The organism is Streptomyces antnestii (assembly GCF_004005495.1).
In the GTDB taxonomy this organism is placed as follows: domain Bacteria; phylum Actinomycetota; class Actinomycetes; order Streptomycetales; family Streptomycetaceae; genus Streptomyces; species Streptomyces antnestii.
Genome location: NZ_RZYA01000022.1, coordinates 59555 through 72873, shown reverse-complemented (window position 1 = coordinate 72873; position 13319 = coordinate 59555). Strand labels below are relative to the sequence as shown.

General features: G+C 68.8%; 16 protein-coding genes. 13 read left to right on the top strand and 3 right to left on the bottom strand.

All coding sequences use genetic code 11. From position 1 onward, the window contains the following. Positions 1-113: 113 nt before the first annotated feature. The 8 genes from map to truA all read left to right on the top strand — a co-directional run bounded on the left by map (position 114) and on the right by truA (position 5312). Entirely contained in the window at positions 114-950 is an 837-nt protein-coding gene (map, locus tag EOT10_RS33055; protein WP_127832074.1) for a type I methionyl aminopeptidase, read from the top strand. A gap of 202 nt (positions 951-1152) precedes the next feature. Further along, positions 1153-1374 carry a translation initiation factor IF-1 gene (infA, locus tag EOT10_RS33050; RefSeq protein WP_003948620.1) on the top strand — a complete coding sequence of 74 codons (222 nt, stop codon included), beginning with the start codon at positions 1153-1155 and terminating at the stop codon, positions 1372-1374. A gap of 58 nt (positions 1375-1432) precedes the next feature. Then, positions 1433-1546: a 50S ribosomal protein L36 gene (gene rpmJ, locus EOT10_RS33045; protein ID WP_003974245.1), complete on the top strand. Its 114-nt coding sequence runs from the start codon at positions 1433-1435 to the stop codon at positions 1544-1546. 187 nt (positions 1547-1733) lie between these two features. Further along, positions 1734-2114, top strand: a complete 381-nt coding sequence (gene rpsM, locus EOT10_RS33040; RefSeq protein ID WP_127832073.1) for a 30S ribosomal protein S13 — start codon at positions 1734-1736, stop codon at positions 2112-2114. A 65-nt stretch (positions 2115-2179) separates the two neighbouring features. Continuing rightward, positions 2180-2584, top strand: a complete 405-nt coding sequence (rpsK, locus tag EOT10_RS33035; protein WP_003948617.1) for a 30S ribosomal protein S11 — start codon at positions 2180-2182, stop codon at positions 2582-2584. A gap of 120 nt (positions 2585-2704) precedes the next feature. After that, positions 2705-3727: a DNA-directed RNA polymerase subunit alpha gene (locus tag EOT10_RS33030; RefSeq protein WP_003966937.1), complete on the top strand. Its 1023-nt coding sequence runs from the start codon at positions 2705-2707 to the stop codon at positions 3725-3727. Positions 3728-3880: 153 nt separating this feature from the next. Continuing rightward, on the top strand, positions 3881-4345 hold the full coding sequence (gene rplQ, locus EOT10_RS33025) for a 50S ribosomal protein L17 (protein WP_127832072.1): 465 nt from the start codon (positions 3881-3883) through the stop codon (positions 4343-4345). 97 nt (positions 4346-4442) lie between these two features. Then, complete coding sequence (gene truA, locus EOT10_RS33020) at positions 4443-5312, top strand: tRNA pseudouridine(38-40) synthase TruA (protein ID WP_127832071.1); 870 nt, start codon at positions 4443-4445, stop codon at positions 5310-5312. A 7-nt stretch (positions 5313-5319) separates the two neighbouring features. Here the strand turns inward: truA and EOT10_RS33015 are convergent, their stop codons facing one another. Continuing rightward, complete coding sequence (locus EOT10_RS33015) at positions 5320-6177, bottom strand: hypothetical protein (RefSeq protein ID WP_189492369.1); 858 nt, start codon at positions 6175-6177, stop codon at positions 5320-5322. A gap of 336 nt (positions 6178-6513) precedes the next feature. On the opposite strand from EOT10_RS33015, the gene rplM reads away from it, so the two are divergent. From rplM to glmM, 3 genes are all read left to right on the top strand, one after another. Beyond that, positions 6514-6957, top strand: coding sequence for a 50S ribosomal protein L13 (gene rplM / locus EOT10_RS33005; protein ID WP_127832068.1), 444 nt, complete (start codon positions 6514-6516; stop codon positions 6955-6957). 44 nt (positions 6958-7001) lie between these two features. Further along, entirely contained in the window at positions 7002-7523 is a 522-nt protein-coding gene (rpsI, locus tag EOT10_RS33000) for a 30S ribosomal protein S9 (RefSeq protein ID WP_100594864.1), read from the top strand. Positions 7524-7690: 167 nt separating this feature from the next. Beyond that, a complete protein-coding gene (gene glmM / locus EOT10_RS32995) occupies positions 7691-9049 on the top strand; it encodes a phosphoglucosamine mutase (protein WP_127832067.1) in 1359 nt (452 codons plus the stop codon). Here the strand turns inward: glmM and EOT10_RS32990 are convergent. Beyond that, the gene (locus EOT10_RS32990; RefSeq protein ID WP_127832066.1) at positions 9046-9993 is read right to left on the bottom strand and encodes a DUF389 domain-containing protein; all 948 of its coding nucleotides are present in this window, start codon (positions 9991-9993) and stop codon (positions 9046-9048) included. The genes glmM and EOT10_RS32990 overlap by 4 nt on opposite strands. Positions 9994-10010: 17 nt before the next feature. Further along, entirely contained in the window at positions 10011-11000 is a 990-nt protein-coding gene (gene coaA, locus EOT10_RS32985; RefSeq protein ID WP_127832065.1) for a type I pantothenate kinase, read from the bottom strand. A gap of 214 nt (positions 11001-11214) precedes the next feature. On the opposite strand from coaA, the gene EOT10_RS32980 reads away from it, so the two are divergent. After that, positions 11215-11448: a hypothetical protein gene (locus EOT10_RS32980; RefSeq protein ID WP_127832064.1), complete on the top strand. Its 234-nt coding sequence runs from the start codon at positions 11215-11217 to the stop codon at positions 11446-11448. Between the two features lie 23 nt (positions 11449-11471). After that, the gene (gene glmS / locus EOT10_RS32975) at positions 11472-13319 is read left to right on the top strand and encodes a glutamine--fructose-6-phosphate transaminase (isomerizing) (protein WP_127832063.1); all 1848 of its coding nucleotides are present in this window, start codon (positions 11472-11474) and stop codon (positions 13317-13319) included.

The window sequence follows — 13319 nt, the reverse complement described above, 5'->3', positions numbered from 1 at the left end:
GCTACGGCCGCGGTGCCCGCCCCCAGACTTCGTCCGGGGGGACCCCCAGGGCGCCGCGGCCGTAGTGTTGTCCAGGTAAACCCGTAGACGGAAGACGGAGAGCGCAGGCCCCCATGGTGCAGATCAAGACGCCCGAGCAGATCGCCAAGATGCGTGAGGCGGGCCTGGTCGTGGCCGCGATCCACGCCGCGACGCGTGAAGCCGCAGTTCCCGGTGCCACCACCCGGGACCTGGACCAGGTCGCGCGCAAGGTGCTCGACGAGCACGGGGCGAAGTCGAACTTCCTCGGGTACGGGGGATTCCCGGCGACCATCTGCACCTCGGTCAACGAGGTCGTCGTCCACGGCATCCCGGACGACAAGACCGTCCTCAAGGACGGTGACATCATCTCCATCGACTGCGGCGCGATCATCGACGGCTGGCACGGCGACGCCGCGTACACCGCGTTCGTCGGTACCGGTCACGCTCCGGAGCTCGTCGAGCTGTCCCGGGTGACCGAGGAGTCGATGTGGGCCGGCATCGCCGCGATGAAGAACGGCAACCGGCTTGTCGACATCTCCCGCGCGATCGAGGCCTACATCCGCCGCCAGCCCAAGCCCGGCGGCGGCAAGTACGGCATCGTCGAGGACTACGGCGGTCATGGCATCGGCACCGAGATGCACATGGACCCGCACCTGCTGAACTACGTCGAGCGCCGCCGCGGCAAAGGCCCGAAGCTCGTCCCCGGTTTCTGCCTCGCGATCGAGCCGATGGTCTCGCTGGGCACGCCGCGGACCGAGGTGCTCGAGGACGACTGGACGGTCATCACGACCGACGGCACCTGGTCCTCGCACTGGGAGCACTCGATCGCCCTGACCGAAGAGGGCCCGCTGGTACTCACATCGCCGGACGGCGGCAAGGCGAAGCTGGCCGAGCTGGGCGTGACGGCGGCGCCGGATCCGCTGGCGTGACGCGACGGCCGGCCCCCGCCCGCCGGTCGGAGGCCGGCGCAGCCGCTCGATCCGTTGGCGTAAGGATCTCGGGTGTGGGGCAGACTTCTTCGATTCGTCTTTCGGGGTGCCCTGACGTAGACTGACTCGTCGGCTCTCGTGCACACGCATGCCTGCATGTACGTGCTGAGTCGATCAAGGTAGTCGATTCGAAGGGCAAAGCGTGGCCAAGAAGCAAGGTGCCATCGAGATCGAAGGCACTGTCGTCGAGTCTCTCCCGAACGCCATGTTCAAGGTGGAGCTCCAGAACGGCCACCAGGTCCTGGCTCACATCAGCGGCAAGATGCGTATGCACTACATCCGTATCCTCCCTGACGACCGGGTCGTGGTGGAGCTGTCTCCGTACGACCTGACGCGTGGCCGGATCGTCTACCGGTACAAGTAGATCTTGCCCGCACCCCGCTTCTACGGGGTGATGGCACTGACCCGGAGAACCTCACCCAATGAAGGTCAAGCCGAGCGTCAAGAAGATCTGCGACAAGTGCAGGGTGATCCGCCGTCACGGCCGGGTCATGGTTATCTGCGACAACCCGCGCCACAAGCAGCGCCAGGGCTGACGCACGACTGCAGTTCGCAGATTTTCGCGCGACGCAAGTAAGCACACTTGCAGGACCCGTCCCTCTTCAGATCCATCGGTAATGGAGGGCGACACCCCCGGTCGGAGGCCGGGGACCCAGGATGTACCTCATACGGCACCTGGGAATGGTCCTGCTGCAGACCTCCGAGTATCAACAGGAGCCTTGAATGGCACGCCTTGAAGGCGTTGACCTCCCGCGCGAAAAGCGCGTTGAGGTCGCCCTCACGTACGTGTTCGGCATTGGCCGCACGCTGTCCCAGCAGACGCTGGACGCCACCGGTGTGGACCGCAACACCCGTGTTCGCGATCTGTCCGAAGAGGACCTGATCAAGATCCGCGAGTACGTGGACGCGAACATCAAGACCGAGGGTGACCTCCGTCGCGAGATCCAGGCCGACATCCGCCGCAAGGTCGAGATCGGCTGCTACCAGGGTCTTCGCCACCGTCGTGGCCTGCCCGTCCGCGGTCAGCGCACCAGCACGAACGCTCGTACCCGCAAGGGCCCGCGTCGCGCCATCGCCGGTAAGAAGAAGCCGGGCAAGAAGTAGTCCTCGCTCAGCGGTCTATCGACAGCTGTCGCTGCAGGACCGACCACCTCCCGTAGGAGTAATAGATGCCCCCCAAGGGTCGTCAGGGCGCTGCCAAGAAGGTGCGCCGCAAGGAAAAGAAGAACGTCGCTCACGGGCACGCTCACATCAAGAGCACGTTCAACAACACGATCGTGTCCATCACGGACCCGACCGGCAACGTGATCTCGTGGGCCTCCGCCGGCCACGTCGGCTTCAAGGGCTCGCGCAAGTCCACTCCGTTCGCCGCGCAGATGGCCGCCGAGTCGGCCGCGCGTCGCGCCCAGGAGCACGGCATGCGCAAGGTTGACGTCTTCGTCAAGGGTCCGGGCTCCGGCCGCGAGACCGCGATCCGCTCCCTCCAGGCCACGGGCCTCGAGGTCGGTTCGATCCAGGACGTCACCCCCACGCCGCACAACGGCTGCCGTCCCCCCAAGCGCCGCCGCGTCTGACGCACTGCGCTTGAGCTGAGGATTTCGGGCGGTACGGCTCTTACGGGCCGTATCGCCCGTACCCTTGTACCAAGAATCAGGGCATCAAATAGTGGGTGCCCCTGACTGAAGGATCGCAACATGCTGATTGCTCAGCGTCCCTCGTTGACCGAAGAGGTCGTCGACGAGTTCCGCTCCCGGTTCGTGATCGAGCCGCTGGAGCCGGGCTTCGGTTACACCCTCGGCAACTCCCTTCGCCGGACCCTTCTCTCCTCGATCCCGGGTGCGGCGGTCACGTCCATCCGTATCGACGGTGTCCTGCACGAGTTCACCACCGTGCCGGGCGTCAAGGAAGACGTCACCGACCTCATCCTCAACATCAAGCAGCTGGTCGTCTCCTCGGAGCACGACGAGCCGGTCGTGATGTACCTGCGCAAGCAGGGCCCGGGTCTGGTCACCGCCGCCGACATCGCGCCCCCGGCCGGTGTCGAGGTGCACAACCCCGACCTCGTCCTCGCCACGCTCAACGGCAAGGGCAAGCTGGAGATGGAGCTGACCGTCGAGCGCGGTCGCGGCTACGTCTCCGCCGTTCAGAACAAGCAGGTCGGTCAGGAGATCGGGCGCATCCCGGTCGACTCGATCTACTCGCCGGTCCTGAAGGTCACGTACAAGGTCGAGGCCACGCGTGTCGAGCAGCGGACCGACTTCGACAAGCTGATCGTCGACGTCGAGACGAAGCAGGCCATGCGTCCGCGTGACGCCATGGCGTCGGCCGGTAAGACCCTGGTCGAGCTGTTCGGTCTCGCCCGCGAGCTGAACATCGACGCCGAGGGCATCGACATGGGTCCGTCCCCGACGGACGCCGCCCTGGCCGCCGATCTGGCGCTGCCGATCGAGGAGCTCGAGCTCACCGTTCGGTCGTACAACTGCCTCAAGCGCGAGGGCATCCACTCCGTGGGTGAGCTCGTCGCCCGCTCCGAGGCGGACCTGCTCGACATCCGCAACTTCGGTGCGAAGTCGATCGACGAGGTCAAGGCGAAGCTGGCCGGCATGGGTCTTGCGCTCAAGGACTCGCCTCCCGGGTTCGACCCGACCGCCGCCGCCGACGCCTTTGGCGCTGACGATGACGCGGACGCCGGCTTTGTCGAGACCGAGCAGTACTGATCGGTTTTGAGTTTGGCTGCAGACCGGCTTCGGCTGGTCGCGCAGTTCCCCGCGCCCCTTAGGGGGCGCGGGGTCTCCGACAGGCAAACCTGCCTGCTCGGACACTGACCTCGGTACCTCATACGGCCGGGGCAGACACCTAGGAGAAACATCATGCCGAAGCCCGCCAAGGGTGCCCGTCTGGGCGGCAGCGCTGCGCACGAGAAGCTGCTTCTCGCGAACCTCGCGAAGTCGCTCTTCGAGCACGGCAAGATCACGACGACCGAGGCCAAGGCCCGTCGTCTGCGCCCGTACGCGGAGCGCCTGGTCACCAAGGCGAAGAAGGGTGACCTTCACAACCGCCGTCAGGTGCTCACGGTCATCACGGACAAGAGCGTCGTCCACACGCTCTTCACCGAGATCGCCCCGCGCTACGAGAACCGCCCGGGTGGTTACACCCGTATCACCAAGATCGGTAACCGCCGTGGCGACAACGCGCCCATGGCTGTCATCGAGCTGGTCGAGGCGCTGACCGTCGCGCAGCAGGCCACCGGTGAGGCCGAGGCCGCCACCAAGCGTGCCGCCAAGGACGCCGAGGCTGCCGCTCCGGCCGCCGTCGAGGCGACCGAAGAGGCCTGAGGCTTCTTCAGGCAGCTGCCTTGATGTGTGAGCGGGTCCGCCCTTCGGGGCGGGCCCGCTTTCGTATGCCCCTGCCGTTGCCTGAGAGGATTTGTGTGTGAGTGACGAGGTAGAGCCCGGGTTCGTGCGGGTGCGGCTTGATCTGTCGTACGACGGCAAGGACTTCTCCGGGTGGGCGAAGCAGGCCAGCGGCCGGCGGACCGTGCAGGGTGAGATCGAGGACGCGCTGAGGACCGTGACGCGGTCCGCGCAGACGTACGAGCTGACCGTGGCCGGGCGGACCGACGCCGGGGTGCACGCGCGGGGGCAGGTCGCGCATGTCGATCTGCCGGAGGACGTGTGGGCCGAGCACCAGGACAAGCTGCTGCGCCGGCTCGCGGGGCGGCTGCCGCACGATGTGCGGGTGTGGAAGGTGGCCGAGGCGCCGAGCGGGTTCAACGCGCGGTTCGCCGCCGTGTGGCGCCGGTACGTGTACCGGGTGACCGACAACCCCGGTGGCGTGGACCCGCTGTTGCGCAGTCATGTCCTGTGGCACGACTGGGCGTTGGACATGGACGCGATGAACGCGGCGGCGGACCGGCTGATCGGGGAGCACGACTTCGCCGCGTACTGCAAGCGGCGTGAGGGTGCCACGACGATCCGTACGCTGCTGGAGCTGCGGTGGGAGCGGTCGGCCGACGGGATCCTCGAAGCGACCGTGCGGGCCGACGCGTTCTGCCACAACATGGTGCGCTCGCTCGTCGGCGCGATGCTGTTCGTCGGTGACGGGCACCGTCCGCCGGACTGGCCGGGGAAGGTGCTGGCCGCCGGTGTGCGGGACTCGGCGGTGCACGTGGTGCGGCCGCACGGTCTGACGCTCGAGGAAGTGGGTTATCCGGCCGACGAGTTGCTCGCCGCGCGCAGCAAGGAGGCCCGGAACAGGCGGACGCTGCCCGGGGCGCCGTTCGCGGACCCGGGGTGCTGCTGAGCCGCCCCTACTGGGGCGCCTCGGCCGCCGCCGATGCCTGCGCCTCGCCGCGCCGCGTGATCTGACGGAACGTGAACTCGGCGAGGTCGTCGCCGGTGGTGAAGACCCCGCGGTCCTTGGTGGTCACGTCGCGCCCGCCGCCGGTGAACCCGGCGGTCGTGAAGTACGCGTAGCGGCCGTACGAGTTGGTGGTCGAGCGGCAGATCGTCGTACGGCAGAAGTCGGGGACGCCGGAGCCGGACAGGGAGGTCACGGTGCCCTTGGTGTACTGGTTCTTGGCCTTGGTGGCCTTGGCCTCCGTGTCGAAGACGGCGACGCCGACGGTGACCGCGACGCCGTCCTTGGCGTAGGTGGCGCGGATCAGGCGGGTGCAGCCGTTGCCCGTCAGGACGTCGCCGAGCGCGCCGTGGGTGGCCGACGCGCAGCTCTTCGTGTCGGCTGTGGCGCCCTTCTTGTAGACCCGGTCACCGACGGTCAGCTTGGTGCCGGGGAAGAGGGTGCCGGGGCCGAGCGGCGCCGTGTCCTTCTTGGCACTGGAGATGAAGTCCTTGGGGTCGAGCGGGGGCGGCGGCGTGGTCTCGGCGAACGTGGGGTCCGACGCGGCCGTGTCGCTCGGGATGTCCGCGGTCGTCGGCAGCTGGTCGGCCGGCTTGTTCGAGGCCGAGTTCTTGCTGTTCGCGGTGACGATGGCGAACGCGACGGCCGAGCCGACCGCGAGGGTGGCCAGCGCGCCGCCGCCGATCATCAGCCAGCGCCGGCGCCGGTTGCGCGCCTCGGACGCCTCGGCGAGTGCCGCCCAGTCCGGTCCCTGTGAACCACCGCTGCCCCCGGGCCCCCACTGGGGTCCCCCCTGCCCAAAACTCATGGGGCGCATCTTAGAGGGCGGGGGAGTACTGGTGCGGTGCAGGCTCCGCCGTGGTGCGGTTACCCTGGCGAGGGCAGGGCCGTCTGGTGCGGCGGACCCGGCGATGCCGGGGTCCAGGTCCGCGTTTTGACCCGTAGGGGAAAGCGCGGGTATCCTGCCTAGTCGTTGTGTGTATTGGCTTGCTCGCTCCTGAGTGAGGGGTCATGCACAGGTTCCCTGGAGCAGTTACCAGTGGGCGGCATACGGGCGCTGAACCCGGCACTGTCGTCCCCAGCTGCACGATCGCTTCAGTGATGCCATTTTCAGCACCCATCCACTGAAGAAGAAGGCTGCTAAGTGCGTACGTACAGCCCCAAGCCCGGCGACATCACTCGCCAGTGGTACGTCATCGACGCTCAGGATGTCGTCCTGGGTCGTCTGGCGACCACTGCCGCGAACATTCTGCGCGGCAAGCACAAGCCGATCTACGCCCCCCACGTCGACGCTGGTGACTTCGTCATCATCATCAACGCGGACAAGGTGCACCTGTCCGGCAACAAGAAGACCCAGAAGCTGGCCTACCGCCACTCCGGTTACCCGGGCGGTCTGCGCTCCGTCCGTTACGACGAGCTGCTGGACAAGAACCCCGAGAAGGCCGTCGAGAAGGCCATCAAGGGCATGATCCCCAAGAACACCCTGGGCCGTCAGGTGCTCTCCAAGCTGAAGGTCTACTCGGGCGACCAGCACCCGCACGCTGCGCAGCAGCCGGTGCCGTTCGAGATCACCCAGGTCGCGCAGTAGTTCCGGCCACACCCCCAAAGACAGAAAAGAATCTGAGGAGAATCGTGGCCGAGACCACCGTTGAGCAGCCGGTCGAAGAGACCGAGATTGTCGACGTCGAGCAGTACACCACCGAGTCCGAGGTCCCCGTCGAGGGTGAGTACACCTCGGAGTCGAACGCCGCGCGCTTCGGCGACCCGCAGCCGGCCGCCGGCCTGGGCCGCCGCAAGAACGCCATCGCGCGCGTTCGCATCGTGCCCGGCACCGGCAAGTGGAAGGTCAACGGGCGCACGCTCGAGGACTACTTCCCGAACAAGGTCCACCAGCAGGAAGTCAACGAGCCCTTCAAGGTGCTCGAGCTCGACAACCGCTACGACGTCATCGCCCGCATCTCGGGTGGCGGCGTCTCCGGTCAGGCCGGTGCGCTCCGTCTCGGTGTCGCCCGTGCGCTGAACGAGGCCGACGTGGACAACAACCGCGGCGCCCTGAAGAAGGCCGGTTACCTGAAGCGTGACGACCGTGCGGTCGAGCGCAAGAAGGCCGGTCTCAAGAAGGCCCGTAAGGCTCCGCAGTACAGCAAGCGCTAAATCGCTGCTGCTTGTTCGTTTCGTTCGCCCCGGCGGCACGCTGTGTGCCACCGGGGCGTTCGTATATACCGGCCCTGGGCGTATAACGGCACAAGGCGCTCAGATACTTGCATGCTCGGATGATTTCCGACGCTTCTTCGAGAATTTTGAAAGTTCGGAGGACACCAGTGGGACGACTGTTCGGTACGGACGGCGTACGAGGTGTCGCCAACGCGGATCTGACGGCCGAGCTCGCGCTCGGACTCTCCGTGGCGGCGGCGCATGTGCTCGGCGAGGCGGGAACGTTCGAGGGGCACCGTCCGGTGGCCGTGGTCGGTCGTGACCCGCGGGCGTCGGGCGAGTTCCTCGAGGCGGCGGTCGTCGCCGGTCTGGCGAGCGCGGGCGTCGACGTCCTGCGGGTCGGCGTGCTGCCCACCCCCGCGGTGGCGCATCTCACCGGCGCGCTGGGCGCCGACCTCGGCGTGATGCTGTCGGCCAGCCACAACGCGATGCCGGACAACGGCATCAAGTTCTTCGCGCGCGGCGGTCACAAGCTCGCCGACGAGCTGGAGGACCGTATCGAGACGGTCTACGAGCAGCACCGCACCGGTGCGCCGTGGGACCGCCCGACCGGTGCCGGTGTCGGCCGCGTCAGCGACTACGACGCGGGCCTCGACGCGTACGTCGCCCACCTCATCGACGTGCTGCCCAACCGGCTCGACGGACTGAAGATCGTCCTGGACGAGGCGCACGGCGCCGCCGCCCGGGTCTCGCCCGAGGCGTTCACGCGGGCCGGTGCCCAGATCGTCACGATCGGCGCGGAGCCGGACGGCCTGAACATCAACGACGGCTGCGGCTCCACCCACCTCGACCTCCTCAAGGCCGCCGTGGTGGAGCACGGCGCGGCCCTCGGCATCGCCCACGACGGTGACGCCGACCGCTGCCTCGCCGTGGACCACACGGGCGCCGAGATCGACGGCGACCAGATCCTCGCCGTGCTGGCCCTGTCGATGCGTGAGCGCGGCGCGCTGCGCGAGGACACGGTCGTGGCGACGGTCATGTCGAACCTCGGCTTCAAGCTGGCCATGGAGCGCGAGGGCATCCAGTTCGTGGCGACCGCCGTCGGCGACCGTTACGTCCTGGAGTCGATGAAGGAGCACGGCTACGCGCTGGGCGGCGAGCAGTCCGGGCACGTGATCATCCTCGACCACGCGACGACGGGCGACGGCACGCTCACCGGTCTGCTGCTCGCGGCCCGCGTCGCCGAGACCGGCCGCACCCTCCAGGACCTGGCCTCCGTGATGGAGCGCCTCCCGCAGGTCCTGATCAACGTGCGCGACGTCGACAAGACCCGTGTCACCACCTCCGCCGAGCTGGCCGCCGCCGTCGCCGACGCCGAGCGCGAGCTGGGCGCGACGGGCCGGGTGCTGCTGCGCTCGTCCGGCACGGAGCCGCTGGTCCGCGTCATGGTCGAGGCCGCCGACATCGAGCAGGCCCGTGCGGTCGCGGGACGCCTCGCCGACGTCGTCAAGTCCGCGCTGGGCTAGGCCGGTTCAGCCGTAGGGGTACGCCGGCGCTGCCTCGCCCAGAACCATTTCTGGGCGAGCAGCGTGAGCGTGCCGGCGAGGACGATGCCACCGAGGTTCGCCAGGAGCTGGCCGGTGGAGCCCCACATCTGGGCGTACTCCGTGTAGGCGAAGGCCACCGCCGCGTTCGCCGCCGCCGGGACCGTCGTCACGGAGATCGCGACGCCGATCAGGGCGCCCGACTTGGCCGACGTCAGGGACAGCGTGCCGGCGATCCCCGCGAGGAACGCCACGACGAACGACATCCAGTCCGGCTTCCAGATGAACGCCGTGTTCGGCCGGCCCGCCTCGATCATCGAGCGCGTGGACAGGCCGAAGAGGTCCATCAGCCAGCTGAACCCGGCCGTCACCACCATCGCGGCGGCGAACCCCGCGAGCAGCGCCCACAGCGAGCGCAGCACCAGCCGTGGAGCGCGCTGCACCAGCGCCGTGGAGATTCCGGCGAGCGGCCCGAACTCGGGGCCGACGGCCATCGCGCCGACGATCAGGATCGCGTTGTCCAGCATCACACCGCAGGCCGCGAGCATCGTCGCGACGGCGAGAAACGCCACGTAGGTGACGGTGAGCGTCGACTCCTCGTGCGTCGCGTCCGTCAGCTGCTCCCACAGGACCGCGTCCGCGCCCTCGCCCGGCGCCTCCTCCTCCGCCCTGTCGGCCCGCCGCGACAGCGACAGGTCGATGTTCTCGACGGCGATCGAGCCCGTCGTGTCGAGGCGGAGGCCGCGCAGACCGCCGATCAGTTCGTCGCCGGCCTCCCGCGCGACGTCGCACATCACCACGTCGCCCGCGGGGGTGCGGGCCGCGTCCGGCAGCACCACGAGGTGGGTGGCGCCGACCGTGTTCTCGATCAGGCTGACGACGGCGTCGGTCCGGTCGGCCGGGGAGATCAGGCGCAGGTGCAGCATGCGCGAAGCGTAGCTTCCTACAACTTGCGCAGGCTCAGCCTCTGGACCTTGTGGTCGGGGCCCTTGCGCACGACGAGGGTCGCGCGGCCGCGCGTGGGGGCCACGTTCTCAAGCAGGTTCGGCTTGTTGATGGTCCGCCAGGTCGTGCGCGCGTAGTCCAGCGCCTCCTCCTCGGAGACCTGGGTGTACTTGCGGAAGTACGAGGACGGGTTCTGGAAGGCCGTCTGGCGGAGCTTCTTGAAACGGTTGAGGTACCAGCGCTCGATGTCCTCGGCCCGCGCGTCGACGTACACGCTGAAGTCGAAGTAGTCGGCGAGGCCGACGCGGGTGCGGCCGTCCGTGCCGGGGAGGGCCGGCTGCAGCACGTTCAGGCCCTCGACGATGAGGATGTCGGGGCGGCGGACCGTGAGCTTCTGGCCGGGCACGATGTCGTAGATCAGGTGGGAGTAGACGGGCGCCGAGACCTCGTCCTTGCCGGCCTTGATGTCGGCGACGAAACGCGTCAGGGCGCGGCGGTCGTACGACTCGGGGAAGCCCTTGCGGGACATCAGGCCGCGCCGCTCCAGCTCCTTGGTGGGGAGCAGGAAGCCGTCCGTGGTGACGAGCTCCACGCGCGGGTGCTCGGGCCAGCGGGACAGGAGCGCCTGGAGGAGGCGGGCGACCGTCGACTTGCCGACGGCCACGGAGCCGGCGACCCCTATGACGAAGGGCGTGCCGGACTGGGACGCCTTCTCGACGGTCTCGCCGAGGAAGGTGTTGAGGGCGCCGCGGAGGGTGTCGGTGGCGCCGACGTAGAGGTTGAGGAGGCGGGAGAGCGGCAGGTAGATGTCGCGGACCTCGTCCAGGTCGATGACATCGCCGAGGCCGCGCAGCTTCTCCAGCTCATCCGCGGTGAGGGGGAGCGGCGTCTTGTTGCGCAGCGCGCTCCACTCGGTGCGGGTGAGGTCGACGTAGGGAGTCGCCTCCGGCTTGTGCCGGTGGGCGCTCCGCGGTGCCGTCGCGGGCACAGAGACCGAAGAGATCACAGTCCATTGTTACGGCTGTGTGGACGGGGTGGGGGGTGGGGTGCGTCACCTTTGCGTCGGAACGGGGGTCCGGTGGGGGTCGTGTGGACGGTTCGTGACCGATTCTCGGCCACAGGTCTGGACCGGGCGGAGGAACAGGGATACGTTCCCGGCACCCGGGGCCGACCCGCGCCGCCCGGGCTGGGAGGGGACCGTCATGACCGTGCCGCGCTTACGTGACCTCGTCCGGCGCAGACCCGGCCCCGTCGACGAGGACTTCGCCGGACAGGTGCACAGCGAGCTCGCCCTGGACCTGCCCGACGAGGACCTGCGCGAGGACCTCGACGACTGCCTCGACCTCTACGAGATGGGCAGCAAGCCGCGCTGCGAGGAAGTGGAGTATCTGGGGCTCCTTGAGGACGCGCGGGACCGGATCGTCCGGGGCGGCTGACCGTGCGGTCGTAGGCTGCCGCCATGTGCGGAATCGTGGGATACGTCGGATCTCAGTCGGCGCTCGACGTCGTGCTCGCCGGTCTCAGGCGGCTCGAATACCGGGGTTACGACTCGGCGGGGGTCGCGGTGCTCGCCGACGGTGGCCTCGCCTCGGCGCGGAAGGCCGGCAAGCTCGCCAACCTGGAGAAGGCGCTCGCGGAGCGGCCGTTGCCGGCCGGGGCCACGGGTATCGGCCACACGCGGTGGGCCACGCACGGCGGCCCGACCGACGCGAACGCGCATCCGCATCACGACAACGCGGGCCGGGTCGCCGTCGTCCACAACGGCATCATCGAGAACTTCGCCGAGCTGCGCGCCGAGCTGGCCGACCGCGGGCACGTCCTGGCGTCCGAGACGGACACCGAGGTCGTCGCGCATCTGCTCGCCGAGGAGTTCTCCGGGTGCGCGGACCTCACGGAGGCCATGCGGCTCGTCTGCCGGCGTCTGCAGGGGGCGTTCACCCTGGTCGCCGTGCACGCCGACGAGCCGGACGTGGTCGTGGGCGCCCGGCGCAACTCGCCCCTGGTCGTGGGCGTGGGGGAGGGGGAGGCGTTCCTCGCGTCCGACGTCGCGGCCTTCATCGAGCACACGCGGTCCGCGATCGAACTGGGCCAGGACCAGGTCGTCGAGCTGCGCCGGGACGGGGTGAGCGTCACCGACTTCGACGGGCGGCCCGCCGACGTACGCACGTACCACGTCGACTGGGACGCGTCCGCCGCCGAGAAGGGCGGCTACGCCTCCTTCATGCTCAAGGAGATCGCCGAGCAGCCGAAGGCGGTCGCGGACACGCTGCTCGGGCGGATCGGGGTCGACGGGGCGCTGACGCTCGACGAACTGCGGATCCCGGCGGCCGTGTTGAAGGCGGTCGACAAGGTCGTGATCGTGGCGTGCGGGACCGCGTTCCACGCCGGCCTGATCGCCAAGTACGCCATCGAGCACTGGACCCGTATCCCCTGCGAGGTGGAGCTCGCGAGCGAGTTCCGGTACCGGGATCCGATCCTGGGCGGGCGGTCGCTCGTCATCGCCGTCTCGCAGTCCGGCGAGACCATGGACACGCTGATGGCGCTGCGGCACGCGCGTGAGCAGGGCGCCACCGTGCTCGCCATCTGCAACACGAACGGGGCGACGATCCCACGCGAGTCCGACGCCGTGCTCTACACGCACGCCGGGCCCGAGGTGGCGGTCGCGTCGACCAAGGCGTTCCTCACACAGCTCGTGGCCTGCTATCTCGTGGCGCTGTACCTCGGGCAGGTGCGCGGCACGAAGTGGGGCGACGAGATCCGCGCTGTGATCCGGGACCTGGCCGCCATCTCCGGCGAGGTCGGGCGGGTCCTGGAGACCATGGAGCCCGTACGGGAGCTGGCCCGGTCGCTGTCCGGCAAGAAGACCGTGCTCTTCCTCGGGCGGCACGTCGGCTATCCCGTCGCCCTGGAAGGCGCGCTGAAGCTGAAGGAGCTCGCCTACATGCACGCGGAGGGCTTCGCCGCGGGTGAACTCAAGCACGGGCCCATCGCGCTGATCGAGGACGACTTGCCCGTGGTCGTCGTCGTGCCCTCGCCCCGGGGCCGGTCCGTGCTCCACGACAAGATCGTGTCCAATATCCAGGAGATCCGGGCGCGCGGGGCCCGGACCATCGTCATCGCGGAGGAGGGGGACGAGGCGGTCGTGCCCTACGCCGACCATCTGGTCCGGATCCCCGCCACGCCGACGCTGCTCCAGCCGCTGGTTGCGACGGTGCCGCTGCAGGTGTTTGCTTGCGAGTTGGCCACGGCCCGGGGGAACGAGGTGGACCAGCCCCGGAACCTGGCCAAATCCGTGACGGTGGAGTAG

Bases quoted from the DNA above. Each gene is read 5' to 3' on its own strand.
- map (WP_127832074.1), top strand. From the start codon at position 114: ATGGTGCAGATCAAGACGCCCGAGCAGATCGCCAAGATGCGTGAGGCG.
- rplQ (WP_127832072.1), top strand. From the start codon at position 3,881: ATGCCGAAGCCCGCCAAGGGTGCCCGTCTGGGCGGCAGCGCTGCGCAC.
- rpsM (WP_127832073.1), top strand. From the start codon at position 1,734: ATGGCACGCCTTGAAGGCGTTGACCTCCCGCGCGAAAAGCGCGTTGAG.
- EOT10_RS32980 (WP_127832064.1), top strand. From the start codon at position 11,215: ATGACCGTGCCGCGCTTACGTGACCTCGTCCGGCGCAGACCCGGCCCC.
- EOT10_RS32990 (WP_127832066.1), bottom strand. From the start codon at position 9,993: ATGCTGCACCTGCGCCTGATCTCCCCGGCCGACCGGACCGACGCCGTC.
- rpmJ (WP_003974245.1), top strand. From the start codon at position 1,433: ATGAAGGTCAAGCCGAGCGTCAAGAAGATCTGCGACAAGTGCAGGGTG.
- rpsK (WP_003948617.1), top strand. From the start codon at position 2,180: ATGCCCCCCAAGGGTCGTCAGGGCGCTGCCAAGAAGGTGCGCCGCAAG.
- glmS (WP_127832063.1), top strand. From the start codon at position 11,472: ATGTGCGGAATCGTGGGATACGTCGGATCTCAGTCGGCGCTCGACGTC.
- EOT10_RS33030 (WP_003966937.1), top strand. From the start codon at position 2,705: ATGCTGATTGCTCAGCGTCCCTCGTTGACCGAAGAGGTCGTCGACGAG.
- EOT10_RS33015 (WP_189492369.1), bottom strand. From the start codon at position 6,177: ATGAGTTTTGGGCAGGGGGGACCCCAGTGGGGGCCCGGGGGCAGCGGT.